Source organism: Zhongshania marina (assembly GCF_002915595.1).
In the GTDB taxonomy this organism is placed as follows: domain Bacteria; phylum Pseudomonadota; class Gammaproteobacteria; order Pseudomonadales; family Spongiibacteraceae; genus Spongiibacter; species Spongiibacter marinus_B.
Window position 1 is genome coordinate 1 of sequence record NZ_PQGG01000026.1, and the last position, 21,240, is coordinate 21,240.

At 48.4% G+C, this 21,240-nt stretch carries 17 protein-coding genes and 1 pseudogene; 7 read left to right on the forward strand and 11 right to left on the reverse strand.

Annotated elements, in window-relative coordinates; all coding sequences use genetic code 11:
• The first annotated feature begins 83 nt into the window (after window positions 1-83).
• Entirely contained in the window at window positions 84-959 is an 876-nt protein-coding gene (locus C0068_RS10500) for an IS982 family transposase (protein WP_103682565.1), read from the forward strand.
• Between the two features lie 28 nt (window positions 960-987).
• Here C0068_RS10500 and ribA read toward each other — a convergent pair whose 3' ends face one another.
• From ribA to thiD, 3 genes are all read right to left on the reverse strand, one after another.
• Window positions 988-1,572, reverse strand: a complete 585-nt coding sequence (gene ribA, locus C0068_RS10505; RefSeq protein WP_103684452.1) for a GTP cyclohydrolase II — start codon at window positions 1,570-1,572, stop codon at window positions 988-990.
• Between the two features lie 89 nt (window positions 1,573-1,661).
• Window positions 1,662-2,306 carry a retropepsin-like aspartic protease family protein gene (locus C0068_RS10510; RefSeq protein ID WP_103684453.1) on the reverse strand — a complete coding sequence of 215 codons (645 nt, stop codon included), beginning with the start codon at window positions 2,304-2,306 and terminating at the stop codon, window positions 1,662-1,664.
• On the reverse strand, window positions 2,303-3,784 hold the full coding sequence (gene thiD, locus C0068_RS19460; protein ID WP_158249972.1) for a bifunctional hydroxymethylpyrimidine kinase/phosphomethylpyrimidine kinase: 1,482 nt from the start codon (window positions 3,782-3,784) through the stop codon (window positions 2,303-2,305). The genes C0068_RS10510 and thiD overlap by 4 nt, the downstream gene beginning before the upstream one ends.
• Window positions 3,785-3,940: 156 nt before the next feature.
• Between thiD and C0068_RS10520 the strand changes: the two genes are divergently transcribed.
• The gene (locus C0068_RS10520; protein WP_103684454.1) at window positions 3,941-4,345 is read left to right on the forward strand and encodes a PaaI family thioesterase; all 405 of its coding nucleotides are present in this window, start codon (window positions 3,941-3,943) and stop codon (window positions 4,343-4,345) included.
• Between the two features lie 5 nt (window positions 4,346-4,350).
• On the opposite strand, the gene C0068_RS10525 is transcribed toward C0068_RS10520, so the two are convergent.
• The 5 genes and pseudogenes from C0068_RS10525 to C0068_RS10540 form a co-directional block, all read right to left on the reverse strand.
• Window positions 4,351-5,109: a sulfite exporter TauE/SafE family protein gene (locus tag C0068_RS10525; protein WP_103684455.1), complete on the reverse strand. Its 759-nt coding sequence runs from the start codon at window positions 5,107-5,109 to the stop codon at window positions 4,351-4,353.
• Between the two features lie 186 nt (window positions 5,110-5,295).
• Window positions 5,296-7,674: a TonB-dependent receptor gene (locus tag C0068_RS10530; RefSeq protein ID WP_233208796.1), complete on the reverse strand. Its 2,379-nt coding sequence runs from the start codon at window positions 7,672-7,674 to the stop codon at window positions 5,296-5,298.
• Window positions 7,675-8,101: 427 nt separating this feature from the next.
• Window positions 8,102-8,791: an NAD-binding protein gene (locus C0068_RS19915; protein WP_404810255.1), complete on the reverse strand. Its 690-nt coding sequence runs from the start codon at window positions 8,789-8,791 to the stop codon at window positions 8,102-8,104.
• A pseudogene (locus C0068_RS19920) lies at window positions 8,783-9,898 on the reverse strand (monovalent cation:proton antiporter-2 (CPA2) family protein); the annotation flags it as partial. The pseudogene C0068_RS19920 and the gene C0068_RS19915, both read right to left, overlap by 9 nt.
• 232 nt (window positions 9,899-10,130) lie before the next feature.
• Complete coding sequence (locus C0068_RS10540; RefSeq protein ID WP_233208797.1) at window positions 10,131-11,006, reverse strand: TIGR03619 family F420-dependent LLM class oxidoreductase; 876 nt, start codon at window positions 11,004-11,006, stop codon at window positions 10,131-10,133.
• A gap of 138 nt (window positions 11,007-11,144) precedes the next feature.
• Here C0068_RS10540 and C0068_RS10545 point away from each other — a divergent pair, with 138 nt between their 5' ends.
• The 5 genes from C0068_RS10545 (at window position 11,145) to C0068_RS10565 (ending at window position 19,265) form a co-directional block, all read left to right on the forward strand.
• Entirely contained in the window at window positions 11,145-12,017 is an 873-nt protein-coding gene (locus C0068_RS10545; protein WP_103684459.1) for a hypothetical protein, read from the forward strand.
• Window positions 12,008-13,246, forward strand: a complete 1,239-nt coding sequence (locus C0068_RS10550) for a hypothetical protein (protein ID WP_103684460.1) — start codon at window positions 12,008-12,010, stop codon at window positions 13,244-13,246. The genes C0068_RS10545 and C0068_RS10550 overlap by 10 nt, the downstream gene beginning before the upstream one ends.
• 170 nt (window positions 13,247-13,416) lie before the next feature.
• Window positions 13,417-15,882, forward strand: coding sequence for a TonB-dependent receptor (locus tag C0068_RS10555; RefSeq protein ID WP_103684461.1), 2,466 nt, complete (start codon window positions 13,417-13,419; stop codon window positions 15,880-15,882).
• An 89-nt stretch (window positions 15,883-15,971) separates the two neighbouring features.
• Window positions 15,972-16,877, forward strand: a complete 906-nt coding sequence (locus tag C0068_RS10560; protein WP_103684462.1) for a tyrosine-protein phosphatase — start codon at window positions 15,972-15,974, stop codon at window positions 16,875-16,877.
• A 237-nt stretch (window positions 16,878-17,114) separates the two neighbouring features.
• Complete coding sequence (locus C0068_RS10565; protein ID WP_103684463.1) at window positions 17,115-19,265, forward strand: TonB-dependent receptor plug domain-containing protein; 2,151 nt, start codon at window positions 17,115-17,117, stop codon at window positions 19,263-19,265.
• Between the two features lie 10 nt (window positions 19,266-19,275).
• Here the strand turns inward: C0068_RS10565 and C0068_RS10570 are convergent, their stop codons facing one another.
• The 3 genes from C0068_RS10570 to thiS all read right to left on the reverse strand — a co-directional run bounded on the left by C0068_RS10570 (window position 19,276) and on the right by thiS (window position 21,137).
• A complete protein-coding gene (locus C0068_RS10570) occupies window positions 19,276-19,914 on the reverse strand; it encodes a glutathione S-transferase family protein (protein WP_158249973.1) in 639 nt (212 codons plus the stop codon).
• Between the two features lie 119 nt (window positions 19,915-20,033).
• Window positions 20,034-20,834, reverse strand: coding sequence for a thiazole synthase (locus tag C0068_RS10575; protein WP_103684465.1), 801 nt, complete (start codon window positions 20,832-20,834; stop codon window positions 20,034-20,036).
• A gap of 99 nt (window positions 20,835-20,933) precedes the next feature.
• Window positions 20,934-21,137 carry a sulfur carrier protein ThiS gene (gene thiS, locus C0068_RS10580; RefSeq protein WP_103684466.1) on the reverse strand — a complete coding sequence of 68 codons (204 nt, stop codon included), beginning with the start codon at window positions 21,135-21,137 and terminating at the stop codon, window positions 20,934-20,936.
• Window positions 21,138-21,240: the final 103 nt, after the last annotated feature.

Below are 21,240 nucleotides of genomic sequence, written 5' to 3' on the forward strand. Positions count from 1 at the left end.
ACCCGTAGTGCATTTAGGAAGGAGGTAAGTTACTCACCCTCATAAAGAGGTTATCATTAGTTTACGAGAAAAATGGTAACGAGATGAGTAACTTACACAGCGTTTATAGCAAAATTCTGTCTCTTTTGCACGAAATTGAGCCAGCCGATAATTTTTTGAATCAAATCAGAACACCTAAGCTAAGCGATAAGGAGCTACTCGCGCTCAGTCTTGCAGCTGAAACACTGGGCATTGATTCAGAACACTTTTTGTTCAAACAGCTGCCTGCGTGCATCAATGGGAAAATTGAGCGCTCCGTTTATAACAGAAGAGCGCGAAGGTTGAGTTTTAAATTAGAAGAAATCAGAAGCGCTATTGTCACGCGATTAGATGTTGATAACGATATAAATATTGTCGATAGCATGCCATTGGAAGTGTGTAAAATGAGTCGATCTAATCGCAGTAAAATTTGCCAAGAATTTGAATCTAGCTCGCCAGATTTTGGTTTTTGTGCAGCACAAAATATGCGCTACTTTGGCTATAAGTTACACGCGGTTTGCTCACCGAGTGGCGTGTTAAAAATGTACGATATATCAAAGGCTTCGGTTCATGACATCCATTACCTAAACGATATTGAAGGCCAGTTAAACAATTGTGTTTTGATTGGCGATAAAGGGTATTTGAGCAGAGTTTGGCAAACAGATTTATTTTCATCAAGTTGTATCAATTTGCAAACACCGATGCGAAAGAACCAGAAAGAGTTTAGAGACTTTCCGGCTAAATATCGTAAAGCCAGAAAGCGGATCGAAACATTGTTTTCACAACTTTGTGACCAGTTCATGATACGGCGGAATTATGCAAAATCGTTCAAGGGTATTTCGCGCAGAATTGTGACAAAGATAGCGTCCCTCACATTAATTCAATGGTTCAACCAACGTGAAGGGAATAAATTAAACAACCTGAAAGTGGTCATTTCCTAAATGCACCACGGGTTTTATAAATCAAAACTTAAAACAAATGCCCTAATTTACCCGACTTGGTCGCCAGATATTTTGCGTTGTGAGGGTTTTGTCCGGTTTGCAGTGGCAGGCGCTCAACAACCTCTACACCTTGGTCGGTGAGTGCATTTACCTTGCGCGGGTTATTAGTCATTAAACGCACTTTGGTGATGTTCAAATGCTCGCACATTACCGCCAGTAAACTGTAGTCGCGCATATCGGCACCAAATCCCAGTTGCTCGTTGGCCTCGACGGTATCGGCTCCGGCGTCTTGCAATTTATAAGCGCGAATTTTGTTTAGCAGACCAATTCCACGGCCTTCTTGGCGCAGATAGAACAGCGCGCCGCGTCCTTCCTCGGCAATTTTTTCCAATGCCGCGCGCAGCTGTGAACCGCAGTCACAGCGCATGCTAAACAGCGCGTCGCCGGTCAGACACTCAGAGTGCACCCGCGCCAACACAGGCTCACCATTGCCAATATCGCCAAGACTAAGAACCACGTGCTCTTTGCCGTTGTCGGTGTCCTCAAAACCGTGAATATCAAACACCCCCCACGGGGTGGGAAGTTTAGAGGATTCTATAAAGCTAACTGCCACGGGTATCTCCACGAGCAAATCCGGTCGCGCATTTTATCAGCACGACGCCCGCTAGGCGACCACTGCACCGATATTCCTTGCCGAGTTCACTAATAACGCGGGGTGAGTACCAAAATATTATCCCGCTCTTGCAGGTCGATATGCTCCAAAAAGCTCATTCCGAGCAGAATCACATGGGGATGCTCGCCCTCAATAACAACAGCCGCAATTTGCTGAGTTTTAATATCACCTACATCGACCCGCCCCAGGGTGATACCAAAGGCCTTTTTCACGCCACCCGCCGTCGCCACCGCGGTTGCCGTTCCGCTTTTATAGGCAAGGCCTAATTGCTCGGCATGACGTGAACTCATGGCCACCGAAGTAGCACCGGTATCAACAACCGCATCAGCGCTGCGGCCATTAATTGTGACGCGGGTGCGGTATTCCTTGTTGTTATTCTTATGCAAGGATACTCCAGCCCTCGCTGGCTCTCGGTAAATCGTCCCGATCTGCTTATTCAAGCCCAATGTTTTACGCTTGCCGTCTATCTCCAACACCGCCTGCGCAGGATTTGCCGACACGACCAGAACGCCAGATGAATCACGCTGACCAGCTCTTAATAATTGCTGGCGACCGTCAATTTCCAGCAATGCGGCATTTTCAAATAAGCCCCGCACCACGATCTTTACGGGCTCCGCGTTCGCGGCAACACAGGCAAGGCAAAGGCATAACACCAAAACTAATCTATTAATCACCGATGTGACTCATGCAATGCCAAAAGCTCGGCGACCACGGCTTCTGGATTTTCCGCTTGAGTAATTGCGCTAATCATTGCCACACTCCCCACCCCCGTCGCCAATACATCTTTGGCACGCTTGCTATCTATGCCACCAATTGCGGTTAGCGTGTAATCTGGCGATAGCATGGCCACCCAGCGCCGCAGCTGTGGCAACCCCTGCGGAGTCCAAGGCATTTCTTTGCTGGTGGTGGAATACACGGGGCCAATGGCGATATAGCTGGGGCGCAAACTATGGGCTCGCGCCACCTCGTAATAGGTGTGAGTACTAACTCCCAAGCGCAAACCAGCTGCGGCAATTGCAGCAATATCCGCGCAATCTAAATCTTCCTGCCCCAAATGAACGCCGTAGGCGCCCTCGCTTATCGCAAGCTGCCAATAGTCGTTGATGAACACCCGCGCATTAAACTTTTTACCCAAGGCGATGGCCTCTCGAACTTCGTGTTTGAGAGCCTCGCCGTCTAAATTCTTCACCCGCAATTGAATCGTCTTTACGCCACAGGCCAGTAATCGCGCAATCCATTGCGCGCTGTCCACCACCGGATACAAGCCCAACTCACCGTCACAGGAGGCAAACGCAGTTCGCCGGCCTACCGCGGGCAAACGACGATTCAAACTCGGCAAGTCTGCCAAGCGCTGCGGCCAACCGATGTGGGCGACGGGGCCGGGGCCACCGCCCAGCTGCACAGACATCTGCAAGCCCTGACTCACATATGCTTTTGCAATAACCAAGGCGTCAAATAGGGCATAACCCTTGGCCACCGCCGCAGCGATAGCCGATGACAAGGTGCAACCGGTTCCGTGGGTATTCAGGGTGTCGATATTGGCGCCGCTAAGCCAAAAGCCCTGCTCGCCGTCTGTCCAATAATCGTGGCGTTCATTGTTGCGAGCACTCAAATGCCCACCGGTAAGCAAAACCGAACGCGCGCCTAAGGCCACGATGTCTACCGCCGCCCGCTCGACATCATCTAGGTCATTAATTTTTCTATTTAATAAGGTTTCTGCCTCACTCAGATTCGGGGTTAATAAATCTGCGCGGGGCAACAACTTCTCTATTAGCACATCGCAAACGCCGCTGGGCATCAACTCACCGCCCGAGGTAGACACCATCACCGGATCGCAGACCACGAAGCCAGTATAGGCGTCGAGATACTTGCTCACCATCTCGACCACTTCCTCAGAAGCGAGCATTCCCAGCTTAATCACGTCAGCCTGCAGGTCACTGTCTAAGGCGTTAATTTGCGCGGCCAAAGTACGACGCGGCGTGACAGACACATGGCCCACCGCGAAACTATTTTGCGCGGTAATCGCTGTAATAACCGTACAGCCGTGCACTCCAAAGTCGTGAAAGGTTGCTAAATCAGCCTGAATACCCGCGCCACCACCGGAATCAGAACCGGCGATACTCCATGCGATAGGTTTTTTACGACTTGCCATAAATCCTCTATTTTTAGGTGTGACTATCGTCAGTATAGCGGAGGCTGAGAAAGGCGACATAACTTAGCAAGTTTTGAAAATGCAGTATGATTAGTAATAAACAAGCTGCGACACCAATACATCACAAACCAAGAACAACAGCGAAGAGATAAGTACATGACTAAACTAAAGGATATATCCGAGTTTCTCGCCAAGGAGTTTCCACAAAGCCCCTGCTCTGTAGACGCCATAGGCCCGCAGTCTGCCACGGTGCGTTACCGTGTTGACGCCCGCGCCCTGCGCCCCGGTGGCACCGTCTCTGGCCCAACATTAATGACCACCGCCGATGTCGGCCTGTACGCCGCCATTCTTGGCGAGGTAGGCATTATCGCACTAGCGGTCACCACCAACTTAAATATCAATTTTTTACGCAAACCCAGCGCAGACAAGGACATCATCGGCGAATGCAAACTCATCAAAGTAGGACGTAAATTAATTATTGGTGAAGTAGCATTATATTCGGAAGGCGATGAGCGAATGGTTGCCCACGCGGTTGGCACTTATGCGCTGCCGAGCGCCTGATACAGCTAATGTGCAAATACGCCAGCACCGCCGTCAAACAGCAGCTTAAGCCCCACCACAAATAAGAAAAAATAGCAGATGCGGTAAATGCTCTGCTCACTCACTTTGTGCAGCAAGTAAAATCCCAAACGCACACCAATTGGGGCCACTGGCATTAACACCGCAGCGGTTAATAAATTGGTGTGATCAAAGCTGCCCTGCAAACTGTAGGGGATCAGCTTAATCACATTCACCACCGCGAAGAAGATTGCCATTGTGCCCATTAACAATGACTTTTCTAAGCGCTGGGGAAGCAAATACATATTTACCGGCGGGCCGCCCGCGTGAATACCAAAACTAGTAAAGCCCGCAACGGCACCCCAAAATCCACCGCGAATAACACTCGGCCCCTGCGCGGCAACAGCTGGTTTTTTAAGCCAGTAATTCAAACAAAAAACCACCGCGATAAGACCGATTAAAATACGGATCATATCCTCTGACAAATACCGAAACCCAATACTGCCGAGCACAATGCCAACAACGGCACCAGGAAGTAAGATTTTGATATTTGGCTTGTCCCACTTACCGCGAAAACTCCACAGTGCCACCGCATCCATCACCAATAAAATGGGTAGCAGGATTGCCGCCGCCTGTACCGGCGAAATAGCCAAGCTCATCAGGGGCACCGACACCACAGCAATGCCGCCGCCAAAGCCCCCCTTTGCCATACCAAAAATCAGTATTGCGGGGACTGCGCACAGATAAAAGAAGGGATCAATGATCACCAATAAAAGCCTTATAAACGGAGGAACAAGAACTACTGCTTTGCTATAAGCTCTAGACTAGCATTTACGACGCGAACACCACTACTCGCCTTGCGTCTTATTTCTAATACAGCGCGCAAGCTAGGCCATAAAAATTGGGCAAAAAAAAGCCGAGCATAAGCTCGGCTAAGGTCGAAATAACTTAAATTAATTTAAGAAAGTGTCGAAATCCCACTTAATTTTCAAGCCATAAAGACGCGGCGGTGCCAACGTAACACTGCGACCAAAGTCCTGTTGCAAAATACTTGCGTAGTAATCTTTGTCCTTCGCGTTATCAACAAAGGCTGTTAACTGAAGTCCCCAGGGATCGTAGAAGTAGCTGGTACGCAAAGACCAGATTTCATACTGATCTTGCACATAGAACGGTGAGTTCTGCGGCGTAGTGAAATACTCGCTTTTATAGGAGTAATCCACAGCAACTTCTAGACCACCAAAGTCACCTATATCAATGTATTGGTTAAGCGAAACCGAAGAAGTAAATTTGGGTGAACGCGGCACTTGGTTGCCCGAGAAATCACGCGGTCCGTTTACAACACCACCAGTCGAAACCGGCAACTCGATACCGAGCAAGCCGAGTGGAATATCCTCTAGACCGCCGGGACCGAAGTACAAACCTGTTGTGTCATCAAAGCCTTCACCGTTTTTATAATCGGTAAATTCTGAATTCACATAGGTTGCACCACCGGTAATGGCTAAACCTGGGTTTAGATTAGGCATAGGCTGCCATTGCATATCAAATTCAATGCCCTTGGCTTCAGCAGCACCCGCGTTAGCGTAGCGTACAATCGCGCCCGAGGTGAACGATACAATACCCGACAGTAAGTTTTTGGTCTCAGACGCAAATACCGCACCGTTAAGCTGCAAGGTGCCATCCAGCCACTCAGACTTGAAGCCCAACTCAAACGCCGTCGCTTCCTCACCGTCAACCGCATCGGGGTTACCGAAGAAGTTTACGATGTTGTAGGTCGGGCTCTTGTAGCCACGCTGTAAAGAGCTGTAGATCTGCGTTGTTTCATTAGGAAACCACTGCAAAGAGATTTTCGGCGAAAAGGTTTCTTCTTCTAGTGGTGGACCACCAAATTCCGAGATCAGCGTATTGCGTGAGTAATCGTTACCTTCGTAATACGATTTATCGAATCCTGGCGTTAAATTATCAACCAAGTAGAGATTCGTATTACCGATTTCACGGGTCTCCTCTTGATAGCGAGCACCCAAAGTCAATCTCCAATCTTCGCTAAGATTATAGGTACCTTGGAAATAAACTGCATCAGATTCGGTAGACAGTATGCCACCCGACTCTAAGGTAATCCTTGGTAGTCCCGCCAGAAGACCGCCAACATTCAAACCCAACGGCGCGACAATGGGGTCTAATATGCTAGTAAGCGGGCCAGTAGCAAGACCATTATTAACAAAGAAGAATAAACGGCCAAAACCGCCCTCTGCCTCTAGGCGATAGTAACCCGCAACCCACTCAAATTTGTCTGAGCCAGGTGTTTCTGAGTTCGAAAGCACTTGGAATTCATAGGTTTGCTGGTCGTTATACTGGTTATAAACAAAGAAGCCGGAGCGATCTTCATCAGTAGAGTCGTAGTCATATTGCCCAAAATCGACATCAGCTAACTGATCAGCATAGGTGAATTTTAAATCCACCGGACCTGGGCGCCACTCTAAAATAGCACCGAACATAGTGTTGATTGTGCCATTACCACCTTCAAAGTTGGTTTCAGTATTGCGATCGGGCTCATCAACCCGTGCACCTGCACCAAGAATCAAAGACGGGCGAGTATTTTCCTGAGTTAGAGAGTTACCGTTAAACTGGTTAACATAAGACCCAATCAAGGTCGCAGAGAAATCGTCGCTATCCCACTTTATTTTAACGCGACCACCTTCCGAGAAATCTTCACGGATAGGTTGCTCTACGCCGTTATTAAAGTTTTTACCGTAGTTCTCATGACCATCTTTAAAGGCCGCGATAGTAATACCCAGACCTTCTACGATGGGTAAGCCCAAATAGGCTTGGTATTCTTCACTGCCATAATTACCGGTAACATATTTAATATTACCAACAATCTCATCAACTGGCGGATCTTCAGTAACAATACTGATCGCACCTGCAGTCGCGTTACGGCCAAACAAAGTACCCTGCGGGCCTTTTAATACCTCAACCCGCTTTACCGGGCCCAAGGTGTCTTGCTTACCCTGACTGGCGGGAATGTTTATGCCGTCGATATAAGTTGCCACACTGGGATCAGCGTTAGGTAGAAACGCGTCACTACCCACACCACGCAAATAAATCAGCGTGTATCCATAGGTGTAAGTAAACGTTAAGCCAGGAGTAATACGCTGCAAGTCAGCGGTATCTTCAATATTAAAGGCATCTAGCTTATCGCCAGAAAACGCCTGAATTGCAATAGGTACATCTTGTGAATCTTCTTCACGTTTTTGCGCCGTGACCACAACCTCTTCTAAAAGTCGGTTACTTCGCTTTTTAGTTGCCTCCTTTTCGTCCTGAGCTACTGCGCCCACCGAAAAAAACAGACACCGCTGCAATAGCAGCCGCTAGTTTTGTCTTCTTCATTATTAATGACCCCACCCACTTTGACTTTACTACTTAATATTATTTGCCTATTTGGCACCGCCAATCTATGTAGCAATCACCATTACATTCCGTATGCTTTTCATAAGCATGCGTATAATATACCTGAAAAATAGCCGTCTTGAAAACTATTTTATAAGTGACTGATTTTCATGAATATTAATTAATGCCTACTAGCTTAGCAGTGCTTTTATATCTTATACATTGCCAAGCAAAGAGTCTCGAAAGGACATAATGAGCGTACAACAGGGTAAATTTATTTACAAGGTATTTGCACTGTTTTTTATTTTAGCGCGCGGCATATAGAAAAATGTATTCAACCGCCCCAACACCATACACAACGAAAACCACCCATGCTCACAGCCCTTTTTCTTCAATTAGGTCTGCATCAAACAAGGCTTGTAATTCATCATGCGCCTCTCGCGCGCTTTGAATTAGCGCCTCTCGATCATCAAACATTTTATGCTGCTGCGCCAGTAACTCCTCATCATGACGCTGGAATCGCTGTATACGTGCCTCGGCCCGTTCTGGACTTAAACCTAGGCCAATTAATGTCTCTCGACTAATCTCTAGGCTTGAATGGAAGGTTTCGCGAATCGGCCTAGCCCCCAGCTCCAAAAGCCTATGCACATGAAAACGGCTGCGGGCCCGAGCAATAAACTTAATATGGGGGTACAAGCGACTGACCAGCTCTGTGATTTTAATATTGGTTTCTGGATCATCGGCGGTTAGCACAAAATACTCGGCCTTATCTGCATCGACTGCCCGCAGTATTTCTGGCCGCAGCGGGTCGCCGTAAAACACCGGCATGCTATCAATACTGCGCGACAACTCTATGGTGTCTACCGACAGGTCCAAGGCCACGAATGGCACCCGCTGCGCTCGCAAAATACGGGCAACGATCTGCCCCATTCGGCCCATACCGATAATCACAACGCGGGGCTCGTCGCTTTCGATTTGCTCGTATTCTGGCGGCACCTCTTTTACTACCGGCTTTGGTTTGAGGGTGCTTGCCAAGAACATTATGAGCAGTGGCGTGAGCGCCATCGATAGGGTGATCGCCAAAATTAAGATGCTATGTAACTGCGAATTCAACAGCTGCTGATCCTTCGCAATTTGAAATACCACAAAAGCAAATTCGCCCCCCGCCGCCAATACAACCCCCAAGCGCAGAGCACTACGGCGATCTAAGCCCCCAAACACGCTGCCCACCAAGGCGAGGATCGGCAGTTTTATAACCATCAACAATACCGTTAATCCCAGTACCGCCAAGGGCATGGTGAACAACAAATGAATATCGGCACTCATGCCAACACTAATAAAGAACAAACCCAACAACAGACCTTTAAAAGGCTCAATTTGCGATTCCAACTCATGGCGATATTCAGAGTCTGCCAGTAGCAAGCCGGCGAGAAATGCCCCCAAGGCCATCGACACCCCAACCGCATCCATCAACCACGCAGTCCCCGCCACCACTAATAAAGCGGTTGCCGTAGACACTTCCTGCAAACCTGTTCTAGCAACCATGCGGAATATGGGCCGCAGCAAATACCGCCCGCCAATAATCACCACCGCAATGCTCAGTAAAATTCGCAGCACCGAACTGGCACCGCCTTCGTCGACACTTGCGCCGCCACTCAGTAAGGGCACCAGCGCAATTAGGGGAATCGCCGCAATATCTTGAAAGAGTAATATCGCGAAGGCCAAACGCCCGTGCGAGCTGTTTAGCTGCTTGCGCTCGGCCAATATTTGCAAACCAAATGCGGTGGACGACAGCGCTAAACCCAGGCCCAATACCACACTGCTTTGCCAAGACTGCGCGAAACCAATGTAGGCAACACCGCCAATAAGCAGAGCGCTCAAGCTAACCTGCGCCAAGCCAACACCAAACACCGCTTTACGCATTAGCCATAAGCGCCGAGGCGATAACTCTAGGCCAATAATAAACAGCAGAAGCACCACGCCAAATTCGGAAAAATGCGCGACGTTTTCGGGATTATGTATGAGTTGCAGCACCGCAGGGCCAATCACAACCCCCGCAATAAGGTAGCCTAATACCGCCCCCAGCTGCAGGCGCTTAGCCAAGGGCACAACCAGCACCGCCGCTAATAACAAAACAACGGTAGCCTGTAATAGACTGCTTTCATGTGGCATTGGCGCTTCCTTAGCGGCGAGTTAAATAGGGCCTGTCACACTAATCTGATTAGTGTGACAGGCCCTAAATTAAAACATGATAACCGGCTTAAGGCGCCTCTGCACAAGGGCGTTAATTATTGGTGAGAAATTTTTGAGGAGATGTAGCAGGCCGCGGCTAAAGAGCCGCGCGAGCCGATGTACTTATCTTTTCATCTGCGGCCCGGCGCCCCCGAAATCAGCGCAGCACTTCTTACAACTCTGAAATTATTTTTGAAAACTGCTCAATCATCGGCATCACAATCTCTGGCTTATTCCAGTTCTGCATGCCAACACCAATATTACAGCGGCTTATACCCGCGTCGCGATACTGTTTTAATAAATCTGGCGTCACTTCAGCCATGACCACCAGCGTAATCTCCACCTTGTCGGGGTCGCGACCGAACTCGCTAACTTGCCGCCGAAAATCCTTCACCGCCGCACCCACATCAGGCAGAGCAACATCAACCGGCATCCAGCCATCTGCCCACTGCGCGGCGTGACGCACACCCAAGGGCCCCATCGCGCCAAATATCATCTCTGGAATATGTAGCGGCTTTGGCTCAAACCAAACGGGATCAAAATCGATAAACTCACCGTGATACTCCGGCGCCTCATCGCAAAACAATACCCGCGTCGCCGCCACTGTTTCTTTCATCACCAAATAGCGGCGCTGCCACGGCAGGTTTGTGGCGTTTTCAAACTCTTCCTGATTCCAACCGACACCCGTGCCAATAATGACCCGACCACCAGACAAGCGATCTAAACTCGCGATGGTCTTGGCCTGGGAAAACAATTCTCGCTCCATCAGCAGCGCAATGCCGGTACCCAGCTTTAAGCGACTGGTTGCCGAAGCCGCCGCCATCAAGGAAACATAGGGATCCATCATCTCTTTATACGGTTCTGGCAATTCACCGCCCGGTGGATAGGCGGTAGTCCGGCAACGCGGAATATGGCTGTGCTCGCCATACCACAGCGACTCAAAACCCGCCTGCTCCAAAATCCGCGCAAGTTGAGCGGGGTCTGGATCATTCACCGTATTCATTGAACTAAAGCCAAGATGCATGGAATCGCCTCTTATTGTTATCACTTATCTCTTGGAGTGTAGAACAGCTAATAAGCAGCGTGTATACCCCACTTTGATGAGGCGCGAAGCCTTATCAAAGTGAGGCCCCGTAACATAACTGTCAAAAACACACCGTATTATGAAGTTTTTCAGACTGAACTAATGATGCTGTCCGCTCCGCTCATTAGCGCTAACCGCGCCACTTATTATTTATTACTGAGCTTGGCTATTGGCCTAGCCCTGACTGCCTCTGCCTACCTGTCTAAAACACAGGTAAACACGGTCGAACTCAGTGACTACCGGAGCTATCAATGCAGCACTGGCAATACTCAGGGCAAACCCAGCTTTCGTGTACTTACCTTATTCTTTAGCTACGCAACCGAGCTAGCAGACGCACTTTGCAATAATGATGTTATTCAACAAAACTTTTCTTCCGTAGAAATACTATGGCGGCCACGCGCCTATCTTGGTGCCAAACATATTCTCGATGAAGACTTCGAACTATTTTGGAATCGCTACCATGTAGTAAACGGGCTCGTGCCGGAGTTTTCTGATTTTTATACCACCCTGCTAGACACTCCCACTTATAAATTATTTTGGCTAAGCAAAGACAGCCCACCAAATATAAACACTGACTATCTCAAAGATAAAACCATTGGCTTTTCGCACGACCCGCAAAGCCAAACCCACTACCTGCAACCTATGAGTGCACTGCGACAAGCAGGCATCAACTTGAATGCAAAACAGCAAAAATTTTATACCGACCCCAGCGCTATCTATAACGCGTTTTACAATAATGAGGTCGATATTATCAGTGCACCGCTGTCGCAGGCTAAAAGCAAAAATGGCGAAACAATTTACAGCACATTAATTGATAGCGAAGTGCCATCTGGCGCGTGGTTTTTAAAAAACGAATTACTGCAGCTAAGCAATATTGAGCAGCTAAAATGCGCAGTAATAAACAGTCTCAGCGTTTACACGCCACTATTTAATTCTATACACAGCCCTTCCCCACAGGAATCGGCATGCATATGAACTGGGGACCTCAACGTGTATTAATATTCTTGGCTATTTTGCTATTCGGCTTAATTGGCTTGAGCAGCTTAAGCTACCAGCTAGGCCTAAACGGTGCCGCTAGCAGCTTAGAAACCAAGTTAAGCAGCAGCCTGCCCGAAAAAATTATTGGCGCCGGTATTAATGATTCCCATCATGAATTATTGAATGATTTTTTAGTGAGCAGAATCAATCAAGACTTGGCCTTTCTGCCGATGAGCGGCCACCTCAACAATATTAAATATTGCCAAGCGCAAGTACAAAGCCTGTATGGCAAGAACTATCACCCACCTTACTCAGCCCTGCGAACAATCAACATAAACTGGTCAGTCAATGAACATCCCCAGACGATAAGTTTAGGCTTGAACTGCCAACACAACTGGCCATCGCTATTATTTAGCCAATTTATTTTAGCTCTACTTTTGGCGATATTACTGATCAGCATCAACAAACCAGTGCGCGGCAGCAACAAACAAATAGTTAATATTTTGCTTGCCCACGGCCACCCACGCTCAGATGCCATCGCTTTGAGCACTGCAGCAAATCGCTGTAATAACGCACAAGCGCAGGCATTAAACGTCGTTATCACTAAGGCTCCCCAACACACCGCCGCGATACTAAAGTTTTTAGATAATGGCGGCTTGAAAAATAGTAGCGCCGAACAATTGGACTGGTTTCGCTACGGCTTACAAAAACATCCCGAATGTTTAGACGATGCCATTCATATTTGCATGGCCCCTGCTACCCTGAGCCTTTACCTTGCAACAGGGCGCGTCGTCATCCACGGTGTCGACATAAAACTCCCTTCAACACCGTTCTTCTACTATTTTTGGTACGCCCAACGCCGCCATCAAAATACCGATAACAGCGAGGGCTGGTTTATTAACCCGCCATCAAACCGATCCGACCGCAATGCCGATATCGAGCTAATTAATTTAATGCAGCAATACGGCGGCCACTACAAAGCCATAAACGATTTAGAAGAAAAGGGGCTGCGCGCCAAAACCCTAGATCAGAATCGCAGCAAAATAAAAGATGAACTCTGCCAGGTATTAGGTGAATCCCTAGCCGCTCCGTATTTATTTGAACTAGAACGCGACCCGCAAACCGCCCGCTTTAAATACCGCCTCGCCATCAAGCCCAGCGATATAGTATTTTTTGAACACAAAAGTCGTTCTGCACCAAAAGCCGCCACCGCATCGCACACTTAAAAAATATCTTTAAATTCAAACAACTACGCATCACAACTCGTCTCAAACTCGCTTTAGAGATATCTCTAAACAAGCAAAGATGTCTTTGTCACATCATCGAAATATAAAATCACGACAATCCCCCTGCCTAATTTATTCACACCTTAGCCTTAGAGCAGGAGATCACCCACATGACTTCACATGCAGCACAGAAGTTATCCGCGCTAGTCTTTGGCGGCCTTGTCAGCGCCGTGCCGTTTGTCGCACAGGCCGATGAGAAGCCAATGGAAATAGTGACCGTTACCGCCGCCCCAATTCGCGACAGCCAACAGGCAGCCTTCGACGCCAAAAAATTTGCCGACAACTACGTCGAGATTATTTCTGCAGATACCATCGGTCGCTTTCCAGATCAAAATTTAGCTGACTCACTCGGCCGCCTTCCTGGCCTTGCTATTGAGCGCGACCAAGGCCAAGCCCGCTATATTAATTTGCGCGGAGCACCCTTCCGCTATACCAGCATCGCTTTTGACGGCATAGATGTACCAGGTGCAGAGAATGGCCGCATTCCACGCTTCGACAGCATTCCATCGGTTATCACCCGCAAAGTCGAAGTAAACAAAGCCATTCTGCCAAGCATGCCCGGCGAATCCGTTGCCGGATTTATTAACATCGAAACCTTCAGCCCCTTCGCCCAAGAGGGCTGGTCCTTTGCTGCAGACGTTGGCTTAGGCGAGCAGGACTTGGGCGGTGGCGACATCAGCAAATACGGCCTGCGCAGCTCATGGTCTAATGACAATTTTGGCTTCGTTGCCTTTGCCTCTGAAAACAGCCGAGAACAAATCACCGACAATCGCGAATACGATTTAGAGCGCGACGCCAACGGCGAACTCATTGTTAACGAATTAGATTTTCGCAGTTATAAAGTTACCCGCGAAGACAGCGCCTACGGCGGCACCTTAGAGTACCGTGGTGACGACACCTTGCAGCGCGTATTCGTCTCTACGCTCTACAGCGAATTCGTCGATAAAGAACAGCGCAATCAATTTGTGTTTGCAGTAACGAATCCAGAAGCCGGCACCGCCGTCAGCAATAAAGAGCTTAGCGTTTCTCGCCTGCTGGAATACGGTCAATACGAAAACTCGACCTTATCAAACACCATCGGCGCCGACTTTCAGCTCAACGACTGGCGCGTAGAAACCCGCATCAATGCAACGGAAACCGAATTTTCCATGAACCTGCCGATTCCCCGCAGCGTCGGCGGCAGCGCTATGGGAAGCTACGATCTAAGCGATATTGAAGATCCCAAACTTTATCTTGACCGCGATCTAGACAGCATCAGCTACGCCGCCACCATCGGCATTCACTATGGCCAAGAACTCAATATCGACGGCCTAAAATTCAAGGCGGATGCCGAACGAGATTTTAATTGGTTTAACAAATCTGCGGTGCTACGCATTGGTGTGCAACACGACAGCCGCAGCGCAGACGGCTTTATTTCAACACCAGCCGTTAAGAGCTTCCCCGACACAATCGACATCGACAGCTTCAATACCGGATCACGCTGGGACAGCAACACCAGCAATACAATTGGCGCCAGCTATTACAATAATAAAGGCCTGCGCAATGCTTGGGCTGCAACTGGCGGTTTAGGCTCCGTCACGCCAAGCGAAGACGGTGTGATAGATATAGAAGAAGACATCATTGCGATTTACGCAATGGCGACCACCGAATTTATATGGGGCAATATCGTCACCGGCGCTAGATTCGAGAAAACCGACTACAGCAGCAAAGGTGTCGTCAATGGCAATGCAATATCAGTTGATGACGACTTCAACAATATATTGCCAAGCGTACACGTCAATATTGATCTAGCCGAAAACCTGAAGCTACGCATTTCTGGCTCGACCGGTATTAACCGTCCAACTTATGACGAATGGCGTGCCGCAGCAAGAATCGACCTTGTCGAAAAAGAAGTTGATGGCGGCAACCCCACCCTAGACGCCGAAGAGGCAATGGGCATAGATACCGCAATTGAATGGTATTTCGCCCCCGCCAGCATACTGTCTGCCGGTGTATTCTACCGCACCATAGACAATGTTATTTACGCTGACACCAGCACCATAGACGGCGGTGTGTATTTACCCAGCGCAGCCGGCGAACGCTGGGTTTACAAAGGCGCAGTTAACGGCGACGACGGTGAAATGCAGGGTGTGGAGTTAAGCTTTGTCGGCCATGCCAGCGACTTGATTAACACTGCGCACGGCCTTGGCGTCAGCGCCAACATCACCATGTTAGACAGCGAGTTTACCGGCATCGACGGCAAAAACTATAAGCTGCCTGGCACCTCAGACTTACTTTATAACTTCTCAGTATTTTACGAAGACTTTGGGCTGTCAGCGCGAATTAACTACCAATACCGCGATGAATGGATATCGCCAATTGAAGATCCAAGCGAATACTGGGGCGAGCAAGAACGCGTTGATCTTTCCATCAGCTACGAGCTTCCCTTCGACCTGCAAGGCGCGACGATGTCAGTTTACGCCAACGCTAACAACCTGACCGATGAAACCGATGTACGTTATGCGGGCAATGGCACCATCAATCAATCAGAAAGCTATGGGCGTCGCTACTTACTCGGCGTAAGACTACATTTTTAATCACTGCGCGGTGATGCGGGCCAAGACATTAAGCCCGCACCACCAAAATTCCATACTTAAAAATAATTTTCTACATCACAGAGGTCTATATGAATACTCGCAAGTTTTTGTCAATCTGCGGCGTCATCGGCGCATGCACACTTAGCCAGCTTTCTCCGGTCTATGCCAGCACCGCAACACCGAATACTAGTACCGCGCAAACTGTAAATCAGTCTCGCCTACTGCCTTTAGAGGGCGGCTCTAATTTTCGCGATTTAGGCGGCTACCAAACCACCGATCACAAAACCGTTCGCAGCGGCATGCTATTTCGATCTGGCGCGATGGCAAACTTAACCGCCAAAGATGAGGCTTACTTAAATAAACACAATTTTAAAACTGTTGTCGATCTTCGCTCACAGGAAGAACTAGATTTATTCCCCAATCAATGGGTTAAACATAATAGCGACATCAATTATGTAAATTACCAATACAGCATTAAAGACATTCAAGGTTCACTCAAAAACAAAGAAGTTAAAAGCTACGGCGCAGGCAATTTCTATCTCTCTATTGCAGACAGACTACAACCACAACTGAAATTATATTTTGCAGAACTTTTACAAGAACACACACCGCTGGTAGTGAACTGCTCTGCAGGCCAAGACCGCACCGGCTTCGCCTCAGCCATGCTGCTTAGCGCACTCGGCGTGCCCCGCGATGTGATTATTGAAGATTATTTACTCTCGACCCAATACCGCAATCCAAAGAATGAGATGGGAAGTGTCGATCTTAAAAAGGCAGCCAAAACCAATGACTTCGCCAAAATGATGCTGCACTACACAGACAACGGCAAAGTGACTGAAGCCAAACCCCTCATCACCCAAGATGGCACACCGTATATCAGCATCGCCTTCGCACAAATAGAAGAGCAATACGGCACTGTAGAAAATTACTTAGAACGCGCCATTGGTGTAGATCAAAAAGATATCGCCAAATTAAAATCACTGTACTTACAATAAGCACGTAAAAGCCGCGATAGCCAAGTTAAAATCGCTATCGCGGCTTTTTACAAACTACTTTAAACAAGAATATTCTACGCCTGATTCCCACCCCAAGATTTTAAGCTACACTCTTCAAAACAGTACTCAACTGATTAACATTAATCTAAGACCTCAACACCACGGTATTTCCCCTATTACATACTGTGCTAGGCTTAGTTACATTATAAAAAAAACACCAAACCCAAAAGGTGGCATATGGAAGCCTTCAAACTCACGGTTTTTGGTTTGCTATTCTTAACTCCCGCACTGGCCGCCGCAGAAAATGAGCGGGGCAAAAGCGGCACCCTAGAAGAAGTGATTGTTACCGGCCTAAAGCGGCAGGACACCACAAAAATCAGTGAGGAATCCCGCCAGCTATTTAGCATTGCCGGCGCGGCAGATGACCCTTTACAGGCGATATATTCATTACCTGGCGTCACCTTTTCTAGTGGTGGCGAACCCGTTATTCGGGGCTCTGGGGCAGAAGACAATATCTATTATATAGACTCGATTCCCGCTGAGTATCTATTCCACGTCTTTGGCAACTCTATTTTCAACAAAAACCTAATACAGCGCTTTGAACTATATTCCGGCGCATTTCCTAGCCGCTATGGCAACGCCACTGGCGGCGTGATTGATGTTACCCTGCGCGATCCTCGGCACGAAGAATTCAGCACCACCATCAGCGCTAGCTTTCTACTCACGGGCGTACTCTTTGAAGGTCAGCTCAGCGAGAATTCTGCCTTTTATGCCTCTTACCGCCGCAGTTTGCTCGATCAGTTTGATACCGATTCTTTAACCGAAGATGAGGACGGCGTATCAATCACTGACTTTCCAGTCGCACAGGATTACCAAGTAAAATATCGCTGGGATGTGAATCGCAAAAATAGCCTGTCTTTTATCGCCGCCGGTGCAGAAGACGATTTACAAGCAGAGGCAGACAGCAATAACGATTACGTCGCCCGTGACCCCGATCTTGCTGGGCCACTATCTTACGACCAAGGCTTCCACAGCCAATCTGTTGTATGGTCATGGTCTTCGGACAGCAGTGTTAAAGAAGCGAATTTAATTGTTTCTCATATAGATGAATTTTTAAATTTAGATTACGGCAATGAGCAAACCGTAAATACCCCCGCAGACCGCTACGTGATTCGCTTCGATTACGGCCAAGCCATTTCCGACAAGCATCACCTTACCTTTGGTGTGAACACCAGCACCTCGAAATACGATTTTGAAATTGCGGCAAAAATTCCTACCTGCTCAGATTTTGAAAGTGACTGTTCAACCGCCGACGCAGAATTCATTACCCTAAATGACGAAGTGACCGTTAAAACCAAAGATGCTTATATAGAAGACGTAATCAGCTTAAATACCAAACACACCGTTACCGTCGCAGCCCATTACACCAGCTATGACTATTTAGAAACATCTCAAATTGAGCCGCGCCTAAGATGGGAATACCAAGCAAACGACAATTTAAAAAGCTACGCAGCCTTCGGCATGCATTCACAATCACCGGAATTAGCAGAGATTATAGACGGCGTCGGCAATGCCAATCTCGATGTAGAAAAAGCCAAGCATCTAGTACTTGGGCTTGAGAAATTTTTATCCGTCGATTGGCTTTTCCGTGCAGAACTTTATTACAAACAACTGAACAATGTCGTCATTAATATTCAGCCTAGCGAGCCTGACTTCGCCGAGCGCTATTCGAACGATGCCGAAGGCAATGCCTACGGCATAGAATTTTTTCTTAAAAAGGAATTAAGTGACAAATGGTATGGCTGGGCCGCGCTGAGCTTTGGCAAAACCGAAAGAAAAGATTTACGCAGCGGCGACACTTCCCCCTTTGAATATGATAAACCCGTTATCTTTAATATCGCCGTCAATTACCAACTCAACGACTTCTGGAACGTCGGCGCAACCTGGACCTATCAATCCGGCGCGCTATACACGCCGGTAGTCGGCCTCGACACCAGCAATCAAACAAGCCCCAACCTACTTGAATTACTACTGCAAAACCCCGCCGGTGGCTTGCTTGGAGCCATCACCGACTTGCTTGATCAGGTCAATCTCATAGGGGTGGCAGACCCAATATATGGCCGCTTTAATTCTGAGCGCCTGCCGGATTACCATCGCCTAGATTTACGCGCGGAATATACCAAGCCATCAGAAAATGGCCGCTACTGGAAATTCTATATAGACGTACTAAACGCCTACGACCAAGACAATGTAGAAGGCTACGAATACAGCCCCACAGACCGCGACCCCCTGTCTTACACACCCGCAGGCTACGGAGAAAACATCCCCGTCGCCGCCGAACACGGGATTGGGATTTTCCCATCGCTAGGGTTTGAGGTTCGTTATTAAATCTTGGGTTTTATGCTTTAAAAATAGCCTCAGCCCTTACCCAGGCAGGTCTTGCTCGTAAACGATTTAAGTAAGCTTGAATAGCTGGATAAGGCACAAAGGCCTCCCCTTTCACATCGCCTGCTTGTATAAACAAGGGAGATTCCAACATCATTAAAGGAAACGCGATCATAATATCGGCACCGGAAAATTCGCCCGCAATGTAATCACGTTCACCAAGAATTGTATTCATATAGGTAAACACAGTTTTAAATTCGCCGTCGCAAAACGCACTCAAGCCCGGCGCATTTGCCGCCGTCATCACGTTAAGCATATTGATAAAAATCGGCGTCATTAGCGTGGATTCAGCCGCGTGCATCCAATGCAAATAATCGATGTAATCGTCGCTATCAACAGATGGTCTCAGACGATCTTTGCCATACGTCATTAGTAGATACTCGACAATGGCACCAGACTCGGGAATCGTGCGCCCCTTATCCTCAATCACTGGCGCCTTACCCATGGGGCTTACATCCCACAGGGATTGCGGAGAACGAAACGTGTCTGGATTGCGGGTATGAGTAACTAGCTCGTACTTCAAGCCCAGCTCTTCCGCCAACCAAATACTGCGATCAGAGCGAGACATACCCAAGTGATGAATTTTCAACATATGATTCCCTACTATTATTATCGAAGCTCGCCCTAGACCATACAGCATCATGCAATGCATGAGGACTCCAGCTCATCACATTACGCAATTAACCCGCTAGCGGATTTATGATTTACCCATCATTGCTGATGCCAAAACGGCATTCCCAACGTTGGAGTAGAGGGGGACGCGGTTTGGCGCTCCGGCATCGCACCGGCCAAAGCAGCTTGACGGCCCGCATTCACCGCATTGCGGAATGCCCCCGCCATCACCACCGGATTACCCGCCTGAGCGATGGCGGTATTCAATAAAATACCGTCGTAACCCAACTCCAAAGCCTGCACCGCATGCGACGGCTTACCTATACCGGCATCAACGATTAAGGGCAGTTCAGGAATCCGCTCACGAATAGTTTGCAAATTATAAGGGTTCATCAAACCCCGCCCGGTTCCGATTGGCGAGCCCCAGGGCATTAACACCTGGCAGCCAACATCGCGCAAACGCTGGCACAACACTAAATCGTCGGTGCAATAGGGAAAGACTTTAAAGCCAAGTTTTACTAACTTCTCCGCTGCCTCAACCGTGCCAAATGGATCGGGTTGAAGATTGTAATCATCACCAACCACCTCCAACTTTAACCAATCTGTTTCAAACAACTCCCGCGACATTTGCGCGAGCGTGACAGCCTCTTTCACACTATGACAGCCCGCAGTATTGGGCAGCAGCGTTTTATTCATCTCTTTTAACTGCCGCCAAAAACCTTCGCCGCCACCCTGCTCAGGCGACTGCCGACGCAAAGACACCGTGACAATCTCGGCACCCGACGCCGTAATCGCTTCGCGCATAATTGCCGGCGACGGATACAGCGCACTGCCGATCAATAAGCGGCTTTGGAAGGTTTGGCCGTAGAGGGTCCATTTGTCTGATTCAGATGTTGTCATTTTATCGCTCAGTAATAGTTTAGTCGGACGTCAGGCGTCGGACGTACAGGCACGCGTATCGCCAGACATCAGACACCCGACGTCAGACTAAAAAAGCCCTCACCCACCTTGCACCGGCGCGAGCACATCCACTTTATCGCCATCTTCCAAGCAATAATGCTCATACTGCGAACGCGGAACAAAATCCTCGTTAACGGCAATTGCCACCTTCTCAGCGTCAAAGTTCCACTGGCTTAACAACAGAGATAAAGGCTGCTCGTGGGAACATTCTTTACGTTCGTTATTTACACTGACTGTAATCATATTGCTAATCCCGACTATCTGGATGGGAGACGGAAAACGCGATTTAAGTCGGATGTCGGGGGCCTGACGTCTGACGTAACAGCGCACATCACCGCACATTCAC